The sequence below is a fragment of the Paraflavitalea pollutisoli genome (assembly GCF_029360705.1).
GTDB classification, from domain to species: Bacteria; Bacteroidota; Bacteroidia; order Chitinophagales; family Chitinophagaceae; genus Paraflavitalea; species Paraflavitalea pollutisoli.
The window spans coordinates 408,456-431,466 of record NZ_JARKMX010000003.1; the positions used below are offsets into that span (position 1 = coordinate 408,456).

At 49.6% G+C, this 23,011-nt stretch carries 19 protein-coding genes; 14 read left to right on the forward strand and 5 right to left on the reverse strand.

The features are described from left to right. Positions 1-28: 28 nt before the first annotated feature. The 10 genes from P2W70_RS09490 (at position 29) to P2W70_RS09535 (ending at position 12,696) form a co-directional block, all read left to right on the forward strand. Positions 29-1,054: a Kelch repeat-containing protein gene (locus P2W70_RS09490; protein ID WP_276481208.1), complete on the forward strand. Its 1,026-nt coding sequence runs from the start codon at positions 29-31 to the stop codon at positions 1,052-1,054. Continuing rightward, entirely contained in the window at positions 1,041-1,394 is a 354-nt protein-coding gene (locus tag P2W70_RS09495) for a DUF4907 domain-containing protein (protein WP_276481209.1), read from the forward strand. The genes P2W70_RS09490 and P2W70_RS09495 overlap by 14 nt, the downstream gene beginning before the upstream one ends. Continuing rightward, positions 1,387-2,823: a sensor histidine kinase gene (locus P2W70_RS09500; protein WP_276481210.1), complete on the forward strand. Its 1,437-nt coding sequence runs from the start codon at positions 1,387-1,389 to the stop codon at positions 2,821-2,823. The genes P2W70_RS09495 and P2W70_RS09500 overlap by 8 nt, the downstream gene beginning before the upstream one ends. A gap of 53 nt (positions 2,824-2,876) precedes the next feature. Next, on the forward strand, positions 2,877-3,584 hold the full coding sequence (locus tag P2W70_RS09505; RefSeq protein ID WP_276481211.1) for a LytR/AlgR family response regulator transcription factor: 708 nt from the start codon (positions 2,877-2,879) through the stop codon (positions 3,582-3,584). A 251-nt stretch (positions 3,585-3,835) separates the two neighbouring features. After that, positions 3,836-4,609: a murein L,D-transpeptidase catalytic domain family protein gene (locus P2W70_RS09510; protein WP_276481212.1), complete on the forward strand. Its 774-nt coding sequence runs from the start codon at positions 3,836-3,838 to the stop codon at positions 4,607-4,609. A gap of 141 nt (positions 4,610-4,750) precedes the next feature. Next, on the forward strand, positions 4,751-5,725 hold the full coding sequence (locus tag P2W70_RS09515; RefSeq protein ID WP_276481213.1) for a Gfo/Idh/MocA family oxidoreductase: 975 nt from the start codon (positions 4,751-4,753) through the stop codon (positions 5,723-5,725). A gap of 5 nt (positions 5,726-5,730) precedes the next feature. Beyond that, positions 5,731-7,149: a sugar transferase gene (locus P2W70_RS09520; protein WP_276481214.1), complete on the forward strand. Its 1,419-nt coding sequence runs from the start codon at positions 5,731-5,733 to the stop codon at positions 7,147-7,149. Positions 7,150-7,189: 40 nt separating this feature from the next. Further along, positions 7,190-8,767, forward strand: a complete 1,578-nt coding sequence (locus P2W70_RS09525; RefSeq protein WP_276481215.1) for a M1 family metallopeptidase — start codon at positions 7,190-7,192, stop codon at positions 8,765-8,767. Positions 8,768-8,780: 13 nt separating this feature from the next. Further along, complete coding sequence (locus P2W70_RS09530) at positions 8,781-11,735, forward strand: M1 family metallopeptidase (protein ID WP_276481216.1); 2,955 nt, start codon at positions 8,781-8,783, stop codon at positions 11,733-11,735. A gap of 37 nt (positions 11,736-11,772) precedes the next feature. Next, positions 11,773-12,696, forward strand: coding sequence for a GNAT family N-acetyltransferase (locus P2W70_RS09535; protein ID WP_276481217.1), 924 nt, complete (start codon positions 11,773-11,775; stop codon positions 12,694-12,696). Here the strand turns inward: P2W70_RS09535 and P2W70_RS09540 are convergent. The 4 genes from P2W70_RS09540 to P2W70_RS09555 form a co-directional block, all read right to left on the reverse strand. Next, positions 12,693-13,520, reverse strand: coding sequence for an FkbM family methyltransferase (locus tag P2W70_RS09540; protein ID WP_276481218.1), 828 nt, complete (start codon positions 13,518-13,520; stop codon positions 12,693-12,695). The two genes, P2W70_RS09535 and P2W70_RS09540, sit on opposite strands and share 4 nt — an antisense overlap. 13 nt (positions 13,521-13,533) lie before the next feature. Further along, entirely contained in the window at positions 13,534-14,214 is a 681-nt protein-coding gene (locus P2W70_RS09545; protein WP_276481219.1) for a 2-C-methyl-D-erythritol 4-phosphate cytidylyltransferase, read from the reverse strand. Between the two features lie 123 nt (positions 14,215-14,337). Further along, a complete protein-coding gene (locus P2W70_RS09550; RefSeq protein WP_276481220.1) occupies positions 14,338-14,487 on the reverse strand; it encodes a hypothetical protein in 150 nt (49 codons plus the stop codon). Positions 14,488-14,695: 208 nt separating this feature from the next. Next, complete coding sequence (locus P2W70_RS09555) at positions 14,696-15,070, reverse strand: STAS domain-containing protein (protein ID WP_276481221.1); 375 nt, start codon at positions 15,068-15,070, stop codon at positions 14,696-14,698. Positions 15,071-15,164: 94 nt separating this feature from the next. On the opposite strand from P2W70_RS09555, the gene P2W70_RS09560 reads away from it, so the two are divergent. Next, the gene (locus P2W70_RS09560) at positions 15,165-17,690 is read left to right on the forward strand and encodes an ATP-dependent Clp protease ATP-binding subunit (protein ID WP_276481222.1); all 2,526 of its coding nucleotides are present in this window, start codon (positions 15,165-15,167) and stop codon (positions 17,688-17,690) included. A gap of 386 nt (positions 17,691-18,076) precedes the next feature. Beyond that, the gene (gene cmk / locus P2W70_RS09565) at positions 18,077-18,760 is read left to right on the forward strand and encodes a (d)CMP kinase (RefSeq protein WP_276481223.1); all 684 of its coding nucleotides are present in this window, start codon (positions 18,077-18,079) and stop codon (positions 18,758-18,760) included. On the opposite strand, the gene P2W70_RS09570 is transcribed toward cmk, so the two are convergent. Further along, positions 18,750-19,970, reverse strand: a complete 1,221-nt coding sequence (locus P2W70_RS09570) for an acyltransferase family protein (protein WP_276481224.1) — start codon at positions 19,968-19,970, stop codon at positions 18,750-18,752. The two genes, cmk and P2W70_RS09570, sit on opposite strands and share 11 nt — an antisense overlap. Before the next feature lie 220 nt (positions 19,971-20,190). Between P2W70_RS09570 and P2W70_RS09575 the strand changes: the two genes are divergently transcribed. Both P2W70_RS09575 and P2W70_RS09580 read left to right on the forward strand, forming a co-directional pair. Next, a complete protein-coding gene (locus P2W70_RS09575) occupies positions 20,191-21,633 on the forward strand; it encodes an MBOAT family O-acyltransferase (protein WP_276481225.1) in 1,443 nt (480 codons plus the stop codon). Positions 21,634-21,645: 12 nt separating this feature from the next. Continuing rightward, complete coding sequence (locus P2W70_RS09580; protein WP_276481226.1) at positions 21,646-22,536, forward strand: hypothetical protein; 891 nt, start codon at positions 21,646-21,648, stop codon at positions 22,534-22,536. Positions 22,537-23,011 lie beyond the last annotated feature (475 nt).

Genomic DNA, 23,011 nt, shown 5'->3' on the forward strand with positions numbered 1-23,011 from the left:
AGGCCCCTGCTACCTAAAAAAAAAGTAAATGATGAAACAAATTGCTGTTTATGCTGCTGCTTTGTTAATTGTACTATCGCCTATCTTGTTGTTACCGGGTTGTACCAAGAGTACAGACAGCGATGATGAACTGGTGGGCAACTGGTCGATCAGTAAGGACTTTGAAAGCGATGCGCGCGGAGAAGCCATTCTGTTTACGATCGGTGATAAAGCTTACCTGGGCACCGGTGTTTCTTCCACCAAGCGTTACAACGATCTGTGGGAATATGATCTCTACAGAGATTTCTGGACCAAGATGAAAGACTTTCCCGGTACTGCGAGAAATTCTGCCGTAGCATTTGCCGTAGGCAGTAAAGGATATGTTGGTACGGGTACAGATGGTTATGCCCAGTACAATGATATGTATGCATTCGATCCCGCCAATAATACCTGGGATCCCATTACAGCCTTCCCGGGCTCTGCACGTTACAATGCTGTGGCCTTTACCATCGGCAATGTTGGCTATGTATGTTCAGGGTATGATGGCAGCGACTTGCAGGATTTATATTCCTATACCCCTGCTACCGGTCAATGGGAGCAATTGAAAAGTATGAACAGGCGCCGCTCGGCCAGTACGGCTTTCGTATTGGACAACAAGGCTTATATCGTGAGTGGCAATAACAACGGATCGGCCCTCAACGACCTGCTTGTTTATGATCCGGCTACCAAAGACTGGACGGAAAAACGTAAGCTGACCAATGTCTCGGATGAAACCTATGATGACGACTATACCTCCATCGTACGCTCCAACGCTGTCAGCTTTGTGATGAACAACAAGGCCTACCTGGCTACCGGTGTCAATGGATCGTATGCTTCCACGGTTTGGGAGTATGATGCGACCACAGACCTGTGGAGCCGTAAAACGGATTTTGAAGCCAAAACCCGCGAAGGCGCTGTGGCCATGACCTTGAGGAACAGGGGATTCGTGATGACTGGCCGCAACGGATCGGAATACTACTACAATACATTTGAGTTTCATCCCAACGATGAGCAAAATGACAATGACAACCAATAGAGCTGTCCGTATCTTACTGGGGGCCGTGCTGATCGCGGTAGCTATTACGGCGGTAAAGTGGTATGCCTATTACCAGGCTACTCCAGTGGCAGGCTTGCGTGTTCGTTGTTTTGAAGAGGGACCAGGTTGGGGATACGATATCATGGCCGGTGGTAAAGTGGTGATCCATCAACCGATCGATCCGGACCTGGCAGGCCGCCAAAGCTTCGGTAGCCGTGAAGCGGCGGCCGACCATGCACGAATTGTTATCAATAAGATAAAATTGGGTGAGACACCGGTATTTGGTGCGCCTGCCAAGCAGCGTACTGGTGGCTTACCCGCTCATAAACAGGATGACTAAAGAAAAGGCCCGGGATGCCATCTCCTATATACTGGGGTTCAAGCCGGTGAAAACGGCCCGTCATCGGGTGATGGTAATTGTGTCACACATGATCTTGTGGGGATTGTTTCTTGCGATGCCCTTGCTGATCTATCGCATCCGGATCCTCGATGTGACTTTCTTTTATCGAGAGCTCGTGACCAAGTCTTTCCTGGTCATCTTGTTCTATGTAAACTATTATTACCTGCTGCCGACCTTCTTTCAGCGGGGAAAGATGGCCAATTATTTTCTATCGATCACGGGCGCGTTGGTGATGCTGTTTGCCATGAATGCGGCAACGGAATATTTCTTCCGGGAGCATTTGCGGATGCATCCCCGGCGCTATATCCTGACCAGCAAGATGGGCAATGGTGTGATCGCCACGAAGGATTCGGTAGCCGAAGCACGTTTATGGCCCGATGCGCAGGCAATACCTGCCCAGCCGGCCGTCGCTTCGTATCATATTGCGGGCAGTGGGCAAAGAATAGAAGGGGCGGTGATCTTGAATCACCAGGTCATGGTGGATACCCTGTACCGGCCTGCGCGTCCCTGGCATCGTACCTTCCATACCACCTTACCCGGCGACTCGAACAGGATGCAACCGGTGATACCTGCTGGGGGGCCATTCTTCCGGGAAGGGCCTTTCAATGAACGGGGCATTTTCTGGATGGGCTTTCCGATGGTCTTGATGAATACCCTGTCTTCGGGAGTGCTCATCCTGTTGTTTGGGGGATTCATCAAACTAGCCAATTCGCTCATCGTGAGTGAAAAGCAGAAGAAAGCATTGGAGAATGAGCGGTTGAATGCCGAACTGAATTTCCTGAAGTTGCAGATCAACCCGCATTTCCTGTTCAATACGCTCAATAGCATTTATTCGCAGGCACACCTGAAGTCGGAGCAAACGGAGTATTCCATTCTCAAATTCTCGCAGATCATGCGGTATGTGTTGTACGACAGTACGACGGAGAAGATCCCGCTCACCAGAGACCTGGAGTACATCCGCAACTATATCGATCTGCAGAAGCTACGGATATCCCGCAATATCACGATCCAGTACGAGGTAGCTGGTGCCACCGGCGACCTGCTGATCGCGCCTTTGCTGCTGATCACTTTTATCGAGAATGCTTTCAAGCATGGCATCAGCTATTCGAGTCCTTCGGCAATCGATATCAAGATCAGCGTGATCGGTAAGGAACTGACCTTGACGGTAGGCAATACGATCATCCGGAAAACGGCTGCAGCCACCGAAACATCGGGTGGGGTAGGCCTGGTCAATGCACGCCGGCGGCTCGATGTATTGTATCCCAACCGGCACCTGCTCGATATCAGCGACAACACCAGTATTTATGTAGTAAACCTCCAAATCACCCTGGATCATGAATCCGGAAGCGACCAGATCGCCCATGCCTGATCTGTCTGCTACCAGAAACGCGGACCAGTATTAAACAAATAAATGCTAGATCGATGAACCTGAACTGTCTCATCATTGACGACGAACCGTGGGCACTGGACCTCATGGAAGATTTTATCCGTAAAATGCCCAACCTGCGTTTGGTGGGGCGTTGCGAAGGGCCGATGGCAGCGATGCCTTACTTCGAGAAGGAAGAGATCGACCTGGTATTCCTCGACATCCGGATGCCCGATCTGTCAGGTATCCAATTTCTCAAGATCCTGCCCAAGAAGCCAGCGGTGATCTTTGTGACCGCTTACCATGAATTTGCCGTGGAAGGGTATGAGCTGGATGCCATCGATTACCTGTTAAAGCCCGTGCCTTTCGACCGGTTTGTAGCGGCGGTGAATAAGGCTTCGGAGTACATCGGCTATCGCAAGAATAAATCACCCCAACGTAAAGATGATTTCTTGTTCATCAAAACGGCGCACAAGATCCAGAAGCTGTTTTACCATGACATCATCTACCTAGAAGGGCTCAAGGACTATACCCGCATCCACCTGGCTGATAGTAAAAAGCCCGTCGTGACGCTGCAAAGCCTCAAATACTATGAAACCCGACTGCCCAATGAGGACTTTATCCGCATTCACCGGTCCTATATTGTGTCACTTCGCAAGGTCGATACGGTCTCACGCAAGACTGTGTTTCTGGGTGAAACAGAGCTTCCGTGCAGCGAACATTACAAGGACCTGTTGTACAATATCATCGGTGAGAAACTGTAGCACTCCCCCGATGTGTTAATAGTCAGCCAATTATGGCGGTAATAAGGGCTATCTTTTATGGTCTATATATAACTATCTATAAAATGTGTTCTCCCGGCGTAGATTAGTCCGGGGTAACCGTAAAAACCGCTATTTTCGTCCGCGTCCAAAAAATATCCATATTCTCTGGCTATTGGGCAATTTTAAGCCCATTAGCTCGTTGATACTGAAATCATTGATCAATTTGTTCATCCCTTAAAACGGCTGAATCTATGGAAAAACCGAACAAGGCAAGGTGTCGTGGATGGGTAAGTGCCCCTTTATTAGGTGTGGCAATACTGCTCCTATGTTCTTTTGTACCCGTAGCTCCTACGGTCATCGGCAGTACTTTTAACTTTCGTGCTACTACTGCCACTGCTGCGGACATTCCCGGCAAGTCGGCTACTTTTTCCTTTCGCAACGTAATGGACATTTACGATAGTCTCCACCTGGAAACGATGGGGCTGTCGAAGAGTGTATTCCGCCTGGCGGTAAAAGGGATGGAAAAGTTGGCGAAATCGGGTCGCCTGCACAGTAGTGTGCTGTCGATCGTGGATTTTAGTCAGCCCAGTTCGAGCAAACGTCTGTATGTCATCGACCTCGACAACAGCGAGTTGTTGTACAATACCTGGGTGGCACATGGCATGAAGTCGGGCAAATCGATGGCCAATGTCTTCTCGAATAAACCTTCCTCCAATAAAAGCAGTCTCGGTTTTTACATCACGGGTGAGGCGTACCAGGGCAGCAACGGCTATTCGCTGAAGTTGCAGGGCGTTGAAAAAGGCATCAATGATTTTGCCTACCGCCGTGCCATTGTGATCCATGGAGCCGATTACGTGAGCGAACAATTCATTTCCAGCCAGGGATATATTGGTCGCAGTAAGGGCTGTCCTGCTGTGCCGCAAGAGATCTGCCAGCCTATGATCGATCAGATCAAGGAAGGTACCTGCCTGTTTATTTATCACCCAACTTCCACTTACCGTAGCCGTTCACCGTTGTTGAAATAGAATCCAGGGTCTGTCAGCTGCCGGTAACACGCCGTCTGGCGGTACAACTCACGCTGTAGATAACTCGTGCAATTCCTTTTTCCAATTCGAATAGCCAATGGTTTATCTTTGATTTTTAATTCATTATAACTCACAATACCTATGCTAAAGGTTGGCGTATTCGGCGTTGGTCATCTTGGTAAATTCCACCTGAACAATTGGAAAGAAATAACGGATGTTGAACTGGTAGGATTTTACGATCCTAATGATGCGGCGGCGCAGGAAGTCACGGAAAAATACCAATTGCCCCGCTTCCTCGATCCCGAGCGTCTTATCGATGCCGTGGATATGGTAGACATCGTTGCGCCAACCAACTACCACTTCGACCTCTGCAAAGCAGCCATCCGCAAAGGGCGGCATGTGTTTGTGGAAAAGCCCCTGGCCAATACGATGGAAGAAGCGCGTGAGCTGGTAAAACTGGTACGGGAGTCGAACGTAAAATTACAGGTAGGTCACGTAGAACGCTTCAATCCGGCGTATTTGGGTATCCAGCACATGCAGCTGAACCCCATGTTCATCGAAGTACACCGTCTCGCCCAGTTCAATCCCCGTGGTACGGAAGTCAGTGTGATCCTCGACCTGATGATCCACGATATCGATATCATCCTCAGCATTGTGAAGAGTGAAGTAAAGCAGATCTCTGCCAGTGGCGTAGCCGTTATGACGGATACACCCGACATTGCAAATGTGCGGATAGAATTCAACAATGGCTGTGTGGCCAACCTTACTTCTAGCAGAATTTCGATGAAGCGGATGCGAAAAATGCGCTTATTCCAGAAAGATGCTTATATTGGAGTGGACTTTCTCAATAAAAAGTCGGAAGTTATTAAACTGAAGACGCCTCAGGACGTGGATGCCTTTTCCTTTGACCTGGAAACACCGCACGGGACCAGAACGATTGCGGTTATCAACCCCCAGGTTCCAGAAGTCAATGCGATCAAAAAAGAACTGGAAGCGTTTCGTGATTCCATTCTGCACAATACCCCGACCAAAGTGTCGGAGGTAGATGGTTATAGGGCCATGGATGTAGCACACCAGATATTGCACAAAATAAAAAACAATAGTATTACCTCTTAGCGTACATGTCAGCTAATAAACGTATCCATAGCGTCTGGTATTTGCTCAGCGACTATATGGCTGCCCTCCTGGCCTGGATCGTTTTGTACTTTGCACGACGGTATTACCTGCATGAGCCCATCTTTTCAGCGGATGGGCATATCTTTTTCAGTAAGCCCTTCTTGTGGGGCATATGGATCATGCCGATAGCCTGGCTCATCTTTTTCACGCTGGTAGGGTCTTATCATTCCCTGTACAAGAAATCGAGGTTGAGCGAATTCACGAATACCATCGTCACCTGTATTATCGGTTGTATCGTCATCTTCTTTTGTATTGTCATCAACGACCCGCAGCATAAGTATACCTATTTCTACAAAGCGCTGTTTACGTATATCTGGGCCCAGTTGTTCTTTACCTGGATTGGTCGCAGCTTTATCCTGAGCAAAGTGCGGCGGCAGCTGTACGAAGGCAGTGTACAGTTCAATGCCCTGCTGGTAGGAGGCAATTCGCTCGCCACCAAAATTTACACGGATACCAAAAACGGCCTGAGGCTGGCCGGATACCATTATACTGGATTTGTGGCGGCACCTTCGGAGGTGAATGGCATCAGTGCTCACCTGCCACAATATGGCCATATCGCCGATATAGGATCGGTGGTACGCGATCAGCAGGTGCAGCTGGTAGTAATTGCGTTGGAGCGGTCGGAAAAACACCAGGTCGAAAATGTGGTGTCGGTACTCAGTGAAGCGGATGTCGATATCAAGATCGCACCGGATATCATCGATATCTTGTCTGGCTCTGTAAAAACAAGCAGCGTATTTGGGGCTGTGTTGTCGGATCTCAAGACAGGCCTGATGCCCGAATGGCAACAGAATATCAAACGGGTGATCGATGTAACGATCGCCTTGCTGGGCCTGGCCTTGCTGTTACCGGTGTATCTGTATGTGGCCATCCGCGTGCGTCTATCTTCTCCCGGACCGATCTTCTATGCGCAGGAAAGGGTAGGGCTGCGTGGCCGTCGTTTTAATATTTACAAGTTCCGGTCGATGTACCATCCTGCTGAAGAAGCCGGACCGCAATTGTCATCGGCCCATGATGAACGGATTACCAAATGGGGCAAAGTGATGCGCACCTGGCGCCTGGACGAACTGCCTCAGCTGTGGAATATCCTGAAGGGAGAGATGAGCCTGGTAGGTCCCCGTCCGGAACGTGCCTATTTCATCCAACTCATTGAGCAGCGTACACCTTACTTCAAGTACCTGTTGAAAGTGAAGCCGGGGCTTACCTCCTGGGGCATGGTCAAGTTTGGCTATGCAGAAAATGTGGAGCAAATGGTGGAGCGGATGAAGTACGACCTGATTTATATCGAGAACATCTCTCTGGCGCTCGACGTCAAGATCATGATACATACCCTGCGCATCATCTTTTTGGGGCAGGGCAGGTAGCAGAGCGGGGGAGATGTATGACAAATACCTATTCAATAGCATGCTTAAAAAGATCGTTCCCCTATTAACCCTGGTCCTGGTATCCCGTACGGTTGCTGCGCAAGATTACTGGCAACAGGAAGTACAGTACACCATCGACGTTGCCCTCGATGTGCAGCAACATAGCCTCAAAGGCTCCCTGCAGCTGAATTATACCAATCATTCGCCCGATACCCTGCGATATATCTGGTTCCATTTGTGGCCCAATGCCTACAAGGATGAGAACACGGCTCTGGCTCGGCAACTGGCAGCCGATAAAGAAGGCAAAAAGAAGCTGAAGAACCGCAAGAGCGCCGGCTCTATCGATGGATTGGCCTTTGCCGTGAACGGCAAAAAAGTAACGACCGCCCCGGACTCGCTCAACAACCCCGATGTCACGAAGGTTGTATTGAATGAGCCACTATTGCCGGGGCAGTCTGCCGACATTACCACGCCCTTCGTGGTCAAACTACCATTTTATTTTTCCCGCTCCGGATATGATGGCGATCAGTATATGCTGTGCCAGTGGTATCCCAAACCAGCCGTTTACGACAGGAAGGGATGGCATGCTTTCCCCTACCTGGATCAGGGCGAATTCTACAGCGAGTTTGGCAGCTTCAAGGTCAATATCACCGTACCTGCCGATTATATTGTAGGAGCTACCGGTACCCTGTTGACCACCGCCGAACTGGAGCAATATAAATCGGTAGGGGCAAAGAATTACCAGGCAAAAGCAGCTGTTGCGCAGTACAAGCCTGCCAACCCCGGTGGTAACAAAACCCTTCAGTATTTTGGGGAGAATATCCATGACTTTGCCTGGTTTGCCGACAAAGACGTGATCATACAGTACGATAGTCTGCAATTGCCCTCAGGCAAGGTCATCGATGCATTTACCTGGTACCAGCCCAACGGGAACAATAAATGGAACAACAGCATCGATTATGTGGAGGATGCGGTACGACGTTACTCGACCTGGATCGGTGAATACCCCTGGCCGGTGGTACAGGCGGTAGAAGGTCCCAGGAATCTTTCATCAGGAGGGATGGAGTACCCGATGATCACGCTGATCACCAGTCCGGATGCCGGTGTGGAAGAGTTGGATGCCGTTATTACCCACGAGGTGGGCCATAACTGGTTCTATGGCATCCTGGCCAGCAATGAGCGTGACTATCCGTGGATGGATGAGGGTATCAACAGTTTTTACCAGTTTCGCTATGAAGCGGAGAAGTATAAGTCGAACAGTATCTTTGGTAAGTCGATGCCGAAAGAAGTGAAGGCGTTGCCGGCGGAAGAATTGTTGAGCCGGGTGTACAACGCATTGAACAGCATCCCGTCCAAGGAACCTGTCAATACCAGCTCAACGGGATTTGCCAACAAAGATGATTATGGGATCGTGGTGTATGTAAAGGCGGCCACCTGGTTGTACCTGGTAGAGATGGCACTGGGCAGGGAAGGATTCGATAAAGCCATGCAAGCTTATTTCGAGACCTGGAAGTTTAAGCATCCATACCCGGAAGACCTGAAGGCGGCGCTGGAAAAAGCTTCGCAGCTCGACCTGGAAAAATACTTCGAGTTGCTCAATAAGGAAGGCAATTTTTAAGCTAGTATAACGCATGAACATACGTTTGGTCATATTCATCGGTCTTATGCTGCTGCAGCAGGTGGTGCGGGCGCAGGCTTACTGGCAGCAGGAAGTTCATTATATCATCGATGTGGAGCTGGATGATAAGGCCAACAGCCTGAACGGCTACCTTAAGCTGCGTTATATCAACCACTCGCCAGACAGTTTGAATTATATCTGGTTTCACCTGTGGCCCAATGCCTTTAAGAACGACCGCACCGCATTCAGCGACCAGCTGTTACTGCATGGGCGTACCGACTTTTATTTCTCCGATCGGGAAGACCGGGGATATATCAACCGCCTCGATTTCCGCACCAACAATGTAACGCTCGAAACGGAAGATCATCCGCAGTATATCGATGTGGTGAAGGTGCTATTGAACCGCCTGCTATTACCTGGTGCGGCTATCGAGATCACGACTCCTTTTCATGTCAAGCTGCCCAAAAACTTTTCCCGTGGTGGACATGTGGGGCAATCCTATCAGTTAACGCAATGGTATCCCAAACCGGCCGTGTTTGACCAGCGTGGCTGGCACCCGATGCCTTACCTCGACCAGGGAGAATTTTACAGTGAGTTTGGCAGTTATGATGTACGTATTACCGTACCACAGGATTATATTGTGGCCGCTACTGGCGAATTGCAGGATGCCAATGAGAAAGCATGGTTGCGTACAAAGGATGGCGCTTATTGGCTGCAGCATCCCGAGACGAAGCCGGTGACCCGGGCGAAGTTCCTGGCGCCACCGCCCAAGCCGGTGAAGAAAACAGGACAGGGGAGCTCCTCCACTGCGAAAAAGACGACTGTTAAAAAAACAACAACCAGCCAGGGAAAGAAAACAGCACCGGGCAAGAAGAAACCGGCCGATGACATGCCCGTGCCCGAAACACCGGTTGCACCACAGTCCCCGGCAGTACCCACCAAGACCCTCCGTTACAAGCAAGACCGGGTACATGATTTTGCCTGGTTTGCCGATAAACGATTTGTCGTCAACACCGATACTATTCAATTGCCTTCGGGCAGAACCATCGAAGCCTGGACCTTTTACAAGCCAGGTGACAAGATCTGGGAAAGCAGTTTGCGCATGGCCAAGGATGCCATCCGTTTCCGTTCTTCCCTGATTGGTGAATACCCGTACAATGTGGTGAGTGTAGTGGAGACGAGCGGTGATTTTAATGGTGGTATGGAGTATCCCACGATCACGAATATTGGTCCGGTAGACGATACGACTTCATTGGATGCAGTAATCGAACACGAGATCGGCCACAACTGGTTTTATGGCATACTGGCCAGCAACGAGCGCGATCATCCCTGGATGGATGAAGGCATCAATTCTTATTATGGTGATCGCTATAAGGCCTGGAAATATCCGGTGCCCCCGGTCAGGAACGGCCTGGAGCAAAGATTACCGGCCGACCAGGCGGCATTATTGGTAGCGGCGCTCGTGAAAGAAAAAAAGGATCAGCCGATCAGTACGCCTTCGGCCGAATTGTCGCAGCAGAACTATGGTGCGATAGCTTATTTCAAGACAGCACAGTGGATGCGGCAATTGGAGCAGACAATGGGGCAACCTGCATTTGACACGGCAATGCGTCGCTACTATCAACAATGGCAGTTCAGGCATCCATCCCCCGACGATTTCCGGGCAGTGATGGCAGGTAGTACTTCCAAAGACCTGAATGGATTGTTCAGGTTACTTGATACCACCGGTGCGTTGCCAGGCGGGTATACCGGGCCTAAAAAGATCAAGCCGGCTTTCCTCTTCTCGATCAAAGAGTATGACCGGGTAAACTATGTCAATTTCCTGCCGGCTATGGGGTATAATATGTACGATAAGTTCATGGTAGGCCTGGTGCTGCATAACATCAGTATACCTACGCATGACTTTCAGTTCATACTGGCTCCCTTGTATGCTACCAATAGCAAGCAGTTGAACGGCATTGGTAATATCAATTATACCTGGAGACCCAACAAGACGTTCAATACTATCGAACTGGGCGTGACGGGTTCGCGTTTTTCTACGCTGGATGGTGTAGACAGCAATGGAGCTAAGGTATTTGGCGGTTTCCACAAGGTGGTGCCCTCGCTGCGGTTCACGTTCAGGAATAAGTCACCCTTGTCGACGGTGGAGAAGTGGATCGAATGGAAAACCTACCTGATTGGGGAGAAGGGATTCCGTTATGTAACCGATAGCGATGATTCCATGACCTATCCTTCTCCGGCAGCGGTACGCAACCGCTACCTGAACCAATTGACCTTCAACGTGACCAATTACAGGAAGCTATATCCTTACGATGCCCAATTGCAGGTGCAGCAGGGAGAAGGATTTTACCGGGTTAATGCGACCGGGCATTATTTCTTCAACTATGCCAAGGGCGGTGGTTTGCAGGTACGGGCGTTTGCTGCCAAATTTGGTTACCTGGGTGGTAAGACGAATCAAAAGTACAGCAACACCTATCTCTACCAACCTAAGCTGACTGCGGTGCGGGGTGATGAGGACTATACGTACAGCAATTACTTCATCGGTCGATCGGAGTTCGATGGGGCTGCCAGTCAGCAGATCATGGTGCGGGATGGAGGATTAAAACTGCGTACCGACTTGTTTGCAGGGTTGCAGGGGCGTTCGGACAACTGGATCGCTTCGGTAAACTTCAATACAACGTTGCCCAATAAGCTGTTGCCTTTTAAACTACCTGTTCGGGTGTTTCTGGACATTGGTACCTATGCCGATGCCTGGGAAAAAGACGCCGTAACGAGCCGCTTCCTGTATGTGGCCGGCTTACAGGTATCGTTGTTCAAAGACCTACTGAATGTGTATGCGCCCCTGTTTTACAGCAAGGAGTTCAAGGATAACCTGAAGACAGTACCAGAGCAAAATACTTTTGGCAAACGTATTTCCTTTAGCTTCGATATTCACCGGTTTAACCTGCGTAAAATCATTGGCCAGTAACAGGTATTGGCAACCAGTGCTGTCACACGGATAACTTATGCACAATAATTCTATCCAATACTATACCCGTGCGCAGATCGATCCGGTTCGGTGGAACCGGTGTATCGATGCTGCACCCAATGGTCTGGTCTATGCAACGACGCTGTACCTGGATCATATGGCCGGACAGTGGGATGCCCTCGTGATGGGAGATTACGAAGTGGTGATGCCATTGCCCTGGAAACGGAAGTTTGGGATCAGGTATCTTCATTGGGTACCATTTGCGCAACAGCTCGGGGTATTTGGGCCGGCTTCACTGTCGGCAATACAGGTGCAGGCTATGCTGCAGGCAGCCTTGCATCATTTCAACTACGGAGAACTCTTCTTTAATTATGCCAATCAGGGCATTGCGCTGGCTGATGCCCGTACCAACCTGATACTGGACCTGGCGCCTGCCTACGACCAATTAAGGGCTGCTTATAAAAACGACTTGCTCAAGAATCTCGACAAGGCTGGCAAGTTTCCTCTACAGTATCATCAGCAGGTTGCCTTACCGCTGGTGTTACGTGCTTTCCGTGACACCTACAGTGAACAGATAGCCGTGATCAAGCCTGAAGAATACGACCGTTTTGAGCGGCTGTGTACCGACGCGTGGCAGCAGGGGCTGGTCATTACGAGGGGCGTTAAGGAAGCGGACGGTGATTGGTTGTCGACTGCCTTGCTGTTTCAGTACAAAGGGCGGCTATACCTGTTGCACAGCGCTACTGTGGGAGCCGGCCGGAAAGTGGCTGCCAATCATTTTTTGCTGGACCAATTGATCCGGGAGTTTGCGGGCAGTGCTACCGTACTCGACTTTGAAGGATCTGACCTGCCAGGGGTGGCGCATTTTTACCGTAATTTCGGGAGTGTGGAGGAGCCTTATTTCGTGTATCGCTTCAATAGGCTACCGGGGTGGATCAAATGGCTAAAGCGCTTTTCTTAGCGCGATGCCCAATAAATATCTTCATAAGCCATAGGCCGTTTTGTTACCTGGAATCCATGTGCTGCTGCCGTGAGGAGGAATAAGTTCCTCAACTGATCGTCATGTAGTTCAATAAGTATGTGCTGGGTAATGGGCATCCAGGTGTCTGCTTCCTGCAGCAGGAATTTTTCGGCTCCTTCGATATCTATCTTCAGGATGTCGATTCTTTTCAACTCGTAAAGCGTAATGAGGTCGGCGAGCCGGATGCCGTCGACAGGCCATTCGGTAATGGTTTCTGCCACATGGGTGTTGTAGGAAAAGAATTCCTTTTGGAGGTATACAGGCTCCTGTCGGTGGTGTATAGCGGCATGTGTAGGTACTACCCGGCCTGTTTGGATGACGGGGGCCAGGTTACTGCAAAGCAGCTCATAGTTCTGGTTGTCTGCTTCTACCGGGTATATGGTGGCGTTGGGTGCGTGGCGGCTGAAATACAGCGAGGTCATGCCTACATGGGCACCGAGGTCTACAATGACGGCTGCGCGTTGCAGGATGGCATTTGGCAGCTGGTAGGTAGATCGCCACCAAACGTCGTAGAATATCTGCAGGTCTCCCTGCAGAGTGCGTAAGGCAAGGGTGGCTGGTTGGCGGGCAAGGGTAAAATGATAGGAGGTGGTGGCTTCATCGGCCTGGGAAAGGTGACCGGCTGCCGACCAGGATAGTTTCTTGGTATTGGTGATCAATCGGAACCAGGTACGGAGATCACGGCTCACTTTGCAGCAGAACAGCAATTTGCTCGTAGCTGCCGACAAACGGTGTATGAAATTGCCGGAGCGATTAATCGTCATGTATTGCAAGTTATCAAATCCCCATCTCTCTTTCTTCCAGGATCTTTTCTGCGATCAGGACATCAATGGGGTGGGTGATCTTGATGTTGGTGGATTCGCCATCGATCAAGTGGATCTTTACACCCAGTCTTTCTACGACGCTGGCTTCATCGGTGAAGGATTCTTCGTATTCCTGTTCAAAGGCGGCCTTGACGATATCGCTGTAGAAGGTCTGCGGCGTCTGAATGATCTTCACCTTACTGCGGTCGATGTATTCATTGCCTCCGAAGTTCTCGATGCGGATGGAATCGACAGAACCGATGGCGGGGATGGCATTGCCGCGCTCCTGCGCCATGGCATAGCAGCGACGGATGAGCTGTGGCGTGAGCAGGCACCTTACGCCATCGTGTACAAAAACGATGGAGTGGTGGTGGATATGGGACAAGCCATTCCGGACGGAGTGGAACCTGGTTTCGCCGCCTACGGTCATCCAGATGCGATCGGGGGCATAGGTAGAGCGGAGTATTTCCTGCCCGATCTGCAGGTGTGCTTCCGGCAGTACCAGGATGATCTCCAGGTCGGGGAAAGCGTCGAGAAAGGCGGTCAGGGTGTACCAAAGCACCGGTTTACCCTGGAGGGGGAGAAACTGCTTGGGCACGACCGTACCCATGCGCATACCGGAACCTCCGGCTACTATAACAGCATACTTTTTCATGTAAGGAGCAACGTCGACTTTAATATAATGTACTGGTTAAGAGCAAAAAAAGATTTATAAAGCTGCAAATGATCCAAAAAACACCTGTCGGGGCCCCCACGTGACCGTTTTAAGCCCCAATGGCTATGATTTCGGGCGGATCAGGAAGGTTTGACTTTGGATATAAAACACCTGCATGCCTTCTTCCAGGCAATTGCCGCCTATGGCCATGGTGAAATCGACAATTTCAAAGGCTTTATGGGGACATTCCAGTTTGCCAGCTACCAGTACCATTTCCTTCGTAATGGAATCGGTGCGGCCTGCAATGGTGCATTTTCAGGAGAATTGAGCCATTCGGCTTCTTCCCTGTGCAATCGTTAGATGCGGGGCCAAAAATAAGCATAGGAAGCTGAATACAACAAAACGCATGATGACTCTGGTGTTTGTTGAACAACGTGCTACCGGGTCGGCAAAGTATATAGTCGTTACCGGTCGCTAACAATTATTCGCCACCGAGTATCTCCCGTTCGATCTCCTCCATCTGCACGATATCCCATGCTTCACTTTCGGTGGGGGTCACGTTCATCAGTTCAAGAATGCCGGCCTTATCGAGCGCGTCTTCCACACCAGGCTGCATTTCGCAGATCACGAACGACGCACCTTGCTCATAGAAGGTTTGTTGTACCTTTAACAGGTATTCTCCTGCAGCATCGTCCAGTTCGTTAATGTCTTTAACAATCAGTACTACGTTTTTAACGTCATTTTGGAGGATCGGAAGCAAACATTCATCCAGTTCTGCTGTCATATTTGCAGTTAAGACCGGTTCAATGATCGTTATGGCATGGAATTTTTGCTTGGTATCAATTTTGACCTGCATACACACTTAATGTTTGTTAACAGCCGTTAATAAAGAGGCGAGAACATAAGTCAAAAATATTCGTTATTATTGTATAACACAACAAATTACGCAAATGGATAACAATTTTTCAGCCCAGGTAAAGGAGATTATTTCGTTTAGCAGGGAAGAAGCTTTGAGGCTGGGGAATGATTTTATCGGTACTGAGCATTTGTTGCTTGGGTTGATTCGTGAGGGTGAAAATACGGCAGTTCGGATCCTGAAGAGTTTCAATGTTGATCTTTATGAGCTGCGCAAAGAAGTAGAATTGGCTGTCAAGGACAAGACCGGTAAGAACATCGCCAACATAAACAGCTTACCCCTGACCAAACAGGCAGAGAAGGTAATTCGTGTAACGGTGCTGGAGGCGAAGGCACTCAAGAGTCCGACCGTTGAAACGGAACACCTGATGCTCTCCATACTGAAGAACAAGGAAAACATAGCTACTCAAATCTTAAATCAGTTTGACGTGGATTACGATTTATTCAGAAACGAGTTAGGTGTAGTCAAGAGCAACGATGTACGCAGTGAGTATGCAGACGAGAATGAAGACGACTTCGATGAAGAAAAGAAGTATTCTCAGCAAAAATCACGTGCTGCCGGCAACACGAAAAGCAAGACCCCCGTATTGGACAATTTTGGTCGCGATATTACCCGTCTTGCCGAGAGTGGTGCACTGGATCCCATCGTAGGCCGCGAAGAAGAGATCGAGCGTGTATCGCAGATCCTCTCCCGCAGAAAGAAAAACAATCCCATCCTGATCGGTGAGCCTGGTGTAGGTAAAACCGCCATCGTGGAAGGCCTGGCACTGCGTATCGTGCAGCGCAAGGTATCCCGGGTACTGTTTGACAAACGTGTTATTTCGCTTGACCTGGCTGCCTTGGTAGCCGGTACCAAATACCGTGGTCAGTTTGAAGAAAGAATGAAAGCGATCATGAACGAATTGGAAAAAAACCGTGATGTGATCCTGTTCATCGATGAGATCCACACCATCGTTGGTGCCGGTGGCGCCAGCGGATCACTGGATGCATCGAACATCTTCAAACCAGCCCTGGCCCGTGGCGAACTCCAATGCATTGGCGCCTCTACCCTCGATGAGTACCGCATGTACATCGAGAAGGATGGTGCCCTCGACCGTCGTTTCCAAAAAGTAATGGTAGAACCACCGAGTGTGGATGAAACCATTCAGATCCTCAATAACATCAAGTCTAAATACGAAGACTACCACAACGTTACTTATAACGACGAGGCCATCGATGCCTGTGTGAAGCTGAGTGACCGTTACATCACCGACCGTTTGTTGCCCGATAAGGCGATCGACGTGATGGATGAGGTAGGTGCCCGTGTTCACCTCAAGAACATCAATGTGCCCAAAGAGATCCTCGACCTCGAAAAGAAGATCGAAGATGTGAAGGTGGAAAAAAACAAGGTCGTCAAGAGCCAGAAGTTTGAAGAGGCTGCTTCGCTGCGTGATACGGAGAAACGCCTGCAGGAAGAACTGGAAAAGGCGAAAGCCAGCTGGGAAGAAGAAAGCAAACACAAGCGTTACCCGATCGATGAGGAGGCTATCGCCGAAGTGGTGAGTATGATGACCGGCATTCCGGTAAAACGAATGGTGCAGGCCGAAACCGAGAAATTGCGCAACATGACCTTCGACATGCGCAGCATGGTGATCGGTCAGGATGATGCCATCTCCAAGGTGGTAAAAGCCATCCAGCGTAATCGGGTAGGTCTGAAAGATCCCAAGAAACCGATCGGTACCTTTATCTTCCTCGGACCTACCGGGGTTGGTAAAACGGAGCTGGCCCGTGCGTTGGCCCGTTATATGTTCGACTCGGAAGATGCGCTGATCCGCATCGATATGAGTGAATACATGGAGAAATTCACAGTGAGCCGTTTGATCGGTGCGCCTCCCGGATATGTAGGTTACGAAGAAGGTGGTCAATTGACCGAGCGGGTACGCCGCAAGCCTTATTCCGTGATCCTGCTCGATGAGATCGAAAAGGCACACCCTGATATCTACAACATCCTCTTGCAGGTACTGGACGATGGCCAGCTCACAGATGGTCTGGGCCGTAAGGTGGACTTCAAGAATACCCTGATCATCATGACATCCAATATTGGTGTACGCCAGTTGAAGGATTTCGGTGACGGTGTAGGTTTTGCGACCGCTTCACGTCAGCAAAATGCGGAAGAGAACAACAAGGCGGTGATCGAAAAGGCTCTGAAAAGGACCTTCTCCCCCGAGTTCCTCAACCGTATCGACGATGTGATCATCTTCAACTCGCTGAGTAAAGAGAATATCTTCTCGATCATCGATATCCTGATGAAGGGCGTGATGAAACGGCTCAACAGCCTTGGATTCAGCCTGGAACTGACGGAAGAAGCGAAAAACTTCATCGCCGAGAAGGGGTACGACGTTCAGTTTGGTGCACGTCCGCTGCACAGGGCCATCCAGAAATACCTGGAAGATCCGCTGGCAGAAGAGATCCTCAACCTCCATATTAAGCAAGGTGATGTCATGATTGCCGACCTCGATAAGGAGAAAACGAAGATCCAGTTCACCCTGAAGGAAACTTCTACCGAGAAATCAGAAGCGTAAGTATTACCGCTTCCTTACATAATAGCCCCTCCAGCCTGGCCGGAGGGGTTTTTTATTGCGGACCCCGGGGTCTGCAATGCTTTTCTTGACTTCAGTCATGCACTATAATCTTATGAAAGACGTTTATATATCAAGTCCCTCTGTTTAATACTGTAGGCTGGCCGGGGTATCTTTCGCGGTACCAACACCCTGCTTACTGGAACATGGAAAAATCCAATGCTTATGATAACAAGGTGACTTACGCGTAGTAGGTCCGGAATCGTCCCCACTACTTTATTAATGCCGCTCTACGCGTTAGAGCGGCATTACTATTTTGTTTACAAGCTATTACTGGCTGCTGCGAGCAGTACTGCATTCGTCTTTTTTCTTAGTTTTGCTTCCACAACATGGAAAAGAAGATCATTATAACCATCGACGGCTGGTCATCGTGCGGAAAAAGCACCGTGGCGAAACAGCTGGCGCGTGAACTGGGCTATGTGTACATCGACAGTGGTGCCATGTACCGGGCTATTACGCTGTATTTTCTCCGCAATCATATCGACTGGACCCACCACGAAGCGGTGGAAGATGCCCTGGGCAAGATCACCCTTGAATTCCTCTCCAACCACAAGAATGGTCAAAGCGAGATCTACCTGAACGGGGAGAACGTGGAATACGTGATCCGCGACCTGGTCGTGGCCGAAAAAGTAAGTGAAGTGGCGGCGATCAAAGAAGTCAGGGCCTTTGCCGTACGCCAACAGCAAAGCATGGGCTCCAGCAAAGGGATCGTCATGGACGGCCGCGATATCGGAACGGTAGTGTTCCCGCAGGCTGAATTGAAGATCTTCATGACAGCCGACAATGCCATCCGCGTTGAACGCCGTTTCCGCGAGCTTTACGACAAGAATCCCAACGTTACGATCGAGGAAGTGCGGGCCAACCTGGAAATGCGCGATTATATCGACTCCCATCGCGAGGTAAGCCCGTTGCGCCAGGCTGAAGACGCCCTGCTGCTCGACAATTCCAAACTGTCGATGCGCGAGCAACTGGACATTGCCCTTCACTGGGTGAAGGAGCGCCTCAATTCCTGACGATAAAGGCGAAGCGGTCTTTCAGCTTCAGGAACCTTTTCTCGAACAAATGATAGGACAGCATACTGATGCCGATGGTGATCAGCAGTGCTGCTATGCCCAACGTGAGGTTGATGGGTACGGAAAACTCATTGGCGCCAGCCGATCTGAACAAGGCCAGGGCAATGTATATCCCTATAAAATGCAGGCAGTACAGGCCGTAGGTATAGATGCCCATGCTGCTCATCCTGCGGAATTGTGCAAACTTGAAAAAGGAGTTTTGTGAGAAGTTTTGCTCAACGATGATGAGCCCAAAGAAGGTGCCGATGATCAGCCTTTCGGTAATCGCAGCGGCGGGAATCCCTGAATAGAACAGTTTGCGTCGCAGCAGGAACAATCCGGCGGCGATGGCGTAGATGGCAATGATCTGCCAACGCGGCAGTTTGGTGATCCAACGCAGGAAACGGCTGTCGTAGGAGGTCCAATAGGCGAGGAGGCCACCTAGGGCCATGTCACCAATGACGGCAAAGGTGTTGAAATACAATACATCGGGCTGGTTGTGGTGGAAGGCTCTGAATAGCAGCGACCCACCCAGTATCAGCAGGCATACATGCTTGAAGTAGCGCAGCGGGACGAACGACAGCAGCAGGGGCCAGGTGAGGTAAAACTGTTCTTCTATGGCGATGGACCAGAGGATGCCCAACACGAGTGAGTTGGGGTGGCCGGTTTCGATCACGTCGAAGTTGTTGAGAAAAGTGAGGTACCAGAGGGGGCGGGCATGCTCTTCGGCACCCATGCCGATGAGGTAGGCCACTTTGGGAAATACCACAAAGCCTATGAATACGCAGAGGTAAAATAGCGGCCAGATCCTCAATATCCGACGCATATAGAAATGCCCCACATGGATCCTGCCGGTATGTTCTTTCTCGCGGATCAGGAGGAAGGTGATCAGGAATCCGCTCAGCACAAAAAAGAAGTTGACCCCCAGGTTACCATTCTGAAACAAAACGGTAAAGGCTTTAAAGAAGGCTGGCACTTCGCGTTGGCTGGCTTGATAATGTTCAACCGTTGTTTTATTGAAATGGAAAAGGAATACGAGGAAGAAGCATACAAACCGCAGACCGTCGAGGTGGGGGAAGAATACCTTGGCTTTTTTTGCCGCAGGGGTGCTGGCCAGATCGGGTACTGTTGGGTTGCCACCGGCAGCGATGGGGTTGGGTATGCTTGACATGGGGCCGAAAATAGTAATAACCCTGCAGCTTTCCAATGGCGTGACGTTTCGTTAACACGTAGAATTCCGGGTGATATAATAATTTTTATTATTTTGGCGTTTAACTGGGTAATTTTCAGCAGGCAATAAGGCAACCCGTCCGGCGGTACTTCCGGTTATGGATTGATTTGCTTTACTTTGCCCCGGTTTCTACTAAAATATACCCTTAAGCTAAGCCAGGATGGTATTCAACAGCATTACATTCTTAATCTTCAGCGTCGTCTTTTTCCCTATTTACTTTGCGACCAAAGGTAAGCTGCGGCTTTGGTGGATCTTGTTGGCGAGTTACGTATTCTACGGCTCCTGGGACTGGCGCTTCCTGGGTATTATCATGTTGTCGACCTTTATGGACTTCAATTTCGGCAAGCTGATCGGCGCTACCGAGAACAAGGCCAGGAGGCGGACTTACCTGATCCTGAGTATGATCATGAACCTCGGGTTCCTGGGTTTTTTCAAGTATTTCAATTTCTTCATCGATAGTTTCGTGAGCCTGATGCATACGTTTGGCCTGAATCCCGGGTTGAGTACGTTGCAGATCTTGTTGCCGGTCGGTATCTCTTTCTATACATTCCAGAGCCTTTCCTATACCATCGATATCTACCGCCGGGAAATCCCGGTGGAGCGGGATATGCTGAAGTTTGCGGCCTTTATTGCGCTTTTCCCGCAATTGGTGGCGGGACCGATCGTACGGGCACGTGACCTGTTGCCACAGATGGAAACGGACAAAAAGTTTGACTGGGATAATTTCAACTCTGGCCTGGGGCGTGTGTTGTGGGGCTTCTTCAAGAAGGTAGCGATTGCCGATTCGCTCGCACCTTTTGTAGATCAGTGCTGGGCCGATCCTTCTAAATTCTCTTCGTCGCATCTGTTGGTGGGCGTCATCTTCTATTCATTCCAGATCTACTGTGATTTTTCCGGTTACTCGGATATTGCCATTGGATTGGCGCGGATCATGGGTTATCGTTTCGTAGAGAATTTCAAAACACCTTATTTTTCGCAAAGCTTCAGTGAGTTCTGGACACGCTGGCATATTTCGTTGTCGAGCTGGCTGCGGGATTACCTGTACATTCCGTTGGGCGGTAACCGTCACGGAAAGTTTGGCACTTACAAGAACAATATGATCACCATGCTGCTGGGAGGTTTGTGGCATGGGGCCAACCTGGCCTTTATATTCTGGGGTTTTCTGCATGGGGTATACCTGATCATACAACGGATCACGACACCGATCTGGCGGAAGTTTGTACAGTTGGTACGCATGCCGGCCTTTATCAACTCGGCGATCTGTATGATCATCGTGTATACTTTAACCGTAATTGCCTGGATCTATTTCCGTTCCGGCAGTATGGGGCATCGCAGTTTTTCGGTGGCCAATACCATTATCGGCCGCATTACCTCGTTTGAAGAGTTTTCCTGGTATACGGTGTTGAACAAATACCAGGTACTGAAGGGCATTTTGTTGCTGGTGATCATGCTGGCGGTGGAGATCACCAACCAGCGAATGTCGTGGAATGTAACGCAGCTGCGTCGTCCGGCTTTGCGGATAGCGCTGTTTGCCTCCGTGCTGTGGCTGATCGCCCTGTTCGGTACGTTTGGTTCCAACTCATTCATTTATTTCCAATTCTAACCTTACCACATCATGAAAAAGGCAATTTGGGTTGTTGTGTTCCTGGGAATCCTGTTTGTGGGCGACCGCTTTATCGGCTATATTTTCCAACAGCAAATCACTAAAAGCCAGTTCCGTTATTCCCGTATGTACCGTGGTGAGGGGCAGGCTGATATCCTGATCGTGGGTAACTCCCGTGGTCTCAATTTCTACCAACCGAGTGTGGAGAAGGCTACCGGCTTAACTACCTTCAGTCTTTGTTATTACAGTATGCCTTGCGAGATCGCTACAGTACTCGCCAAAGACTACCTGGATCGCTATCCCAAGGTAAAGACGGTATTGGTGGAAACGACGATCGTGGAGATGTCGGATGATAAGTTATTACCTGGTTTTACAACCTATATGCCTTATTCCGAACGCATCGATTCGGTGTTGCGGCTAAAGACCAAGGAGACCTGGAACTACGCTAATTTCTCCCATATCTATCGGTTCAACAATGAGGTATTTCAGCGCGCGATGTATTATCGCAACAAGCTGGACAATGACTGGTATTTTGACCACACGATCACGCAGGACCTGATCGACCAGGCGCCGCACCGGAGTGTGGAGTTTAAAACGCCTGATAGTCATGTACAGGACCTGAAACAATTGGCTGATTACTGCAAGGCCAGGAATATCAACCTGCAATTTGTGATCGCTCCTATCTTCCCAACTTATACTGTCAAGAAACTGGATGTTTTCAAGCAGAAGATCGAAGCGGCTACCGGCATTACTGTGCATGATTACAGTAAAGCTATTCTTGATTATTCTTCCTTTACGGATTACCTGCATGCCAACCTGAAAGGGGGGGCCGAGATCGTGGATACGATGGTGAAGGATGGAGTGCTGCCCCGCGCACCGCAAACTGCTGTGAGTAGTCGTTAACTAACTTTTCATACAATGATAGCTGCCCCGGAATGTAAACCGGGGCAGTTTTGTTTTTAGGCCTCTTGCAGGGGAAGAGGAGCATTCCGTGTTGAAGAAGGGCGCCGGATTCAAATCCCGGGGGCATGGGATATTGACCGCTATTCTGGGCCCAGGTTAACGATTATTGTGTTGGTGGATGATTTTGTATATGATGATTTATTGTGTAAGGCGTTGTCTTTCTTTTAGTAAGAAATGTGTCAACATCCTATTTGTTCCCACGGTGGAATATGTTTCCGGTAATGGGAAGAAATGGACTGTCAGGACTTTTTAATCATCGTTTACGGGCATGAAATCTTTGGGAAAAAACGTAGTGGGTAAGTCGTTGATTGAATATGGCTTAGGATATATTTCGTATAAGTACCGGGTTTAGGGTCGAGTAATTAAAAAGCGGTCTGGCGCGCCGATTGGATATTCTGTGCCAATAACCCACGTA

Bases quoted from the DNA above. Each gene is read 5' to 3' on its own strand.
- P2W70_RS09490 (WP_276481208.1), top strand. From the start codon at position 29: ATGATGAAACAAATTGCTGTTTATGCTGCTGCTTTGTTAATTGTACTA.
- P2W70_RS09495 (WP_276481209.1), top strand. From the start codon at position 1,041: ATGACAACCAATAGAGCTGTCCGTATCTTACTGGGGGCCGTGCTGATC.
- P2W70_RS09500 (WP_276481210.1), top strand. From the start codon at position 1,387: ATGACTAAAGAAAAGGCCCGGGATGCCATCTCCTATATACTGGGGTTC.
- P2W70_RS09505 (WP_276481211.1), top strand. From the start codon at position 2,877: ATGAACCTGAACTGTCTCATCATTGACGACGAACCGTGGGCACTGGAC.
- P2W70_RS09510 (WP_276481212.1), top strand. From the start codon at position 3,836: ATGGAAAAACCGAACAAGGCAAGGTGTCGTGGATGGGTAAGTGCCCCT.
- P2W70_RS09515 (WP_276481213.1), top strand. From the start codon at position 4,751: ATGCTAAAGGTTGGCGTATTCGGCGTTGGTCATCTTGGTAAATTCCAC.
- P2W70_RS09520 (WP_276481214.1), top strand. From the start codon at position 5,731: ATGTCAGCTAATAAACGTATCCATAGCGTCTGGTATTTGCTCAGCGAC.
- P2W70_RS09525 (WP_276481215.1), top strand. From the start codon at position 7,190: ATGCTTAAAAAGATCGTTCCCCTATTAACCCTGGTCCTGGTATCCCGT.
- P2W70_RS09530 (WP_276481216.1), top strand. From the start codon at position 8,781: ATGAACATACGTTTGGTCATATTCATCGGTCTTATGCTGCTGCAGCAG.
- P2W70_RS09535 (WP_276481217.1), top strand. From the start codon at position 11,773: ATGCACAATAATTCTATCCAATACTATACCCGTGCGCAGATCGATCCG.
- P2W70_RS09540 (WP_276481218.1), bottom strand. From the start codon at position 13,520: ATGACGATTAATCGCTCCGGCAATTTCATACACCGTTTGTCGGCAGCT.
- P2W70_RS09545 (WP_276481219.1), bottom strand. From the start codon at position 14,214: ATGAAAAAGTATGCTGTTATAGTAGCCGGAGGTTCCGGTATGCGCATG.
- P2W70_RS09550 (WP_276481220.1), bottom strand. From the start codon at position 14,487: ATGGTACTGGTAGCTGGCAAACTGGAATGTCCCCATAAAGCCTTTGAA.
- P2W70_RS09555 (WP_276481221.1), bottom strand. From the start codon at position 15,070: ATGCAGGTCAAAATTGATACCAAGCAAAAATTCCATGCCATAACGATC.
- P2W70_RS09560 (WP_276481222.1), top strand. From the start codon at position 15,165: ATGGATAACAATTTTTCAGCCCAGGTAAAGGAGATTATTTCGTTTAGC.
- cmk (WP_276481223.1), top strand. From the start codon at position 18,077: ATGGAAAAGAAGATCATTATAACCATCGACGGCTGGTCATCGTGCGGA.
- P2W70_RS09570 (WP_276481224.1), bottom strand. From the start codon at position 19,970: ATGTCAAGCATACCCAACCCCATCGCTGCCGGTGGCAACCCAACAGTA.
- P2W70_RS09575 (WP_276481225.1), top strand. From the start codon at position 20,191: ATGGTATTCAACAGCATTACATTCTTAATCTTCAGCGTCGTCTTTTTC.
- P2W70_RS09580 (WP_276481226.1), top strand. From the start codon at position 21,646: ATGAAAAAGGCAATTTGGGTTGTTGTGTTCCTGGGAATCCTGTTTGTG.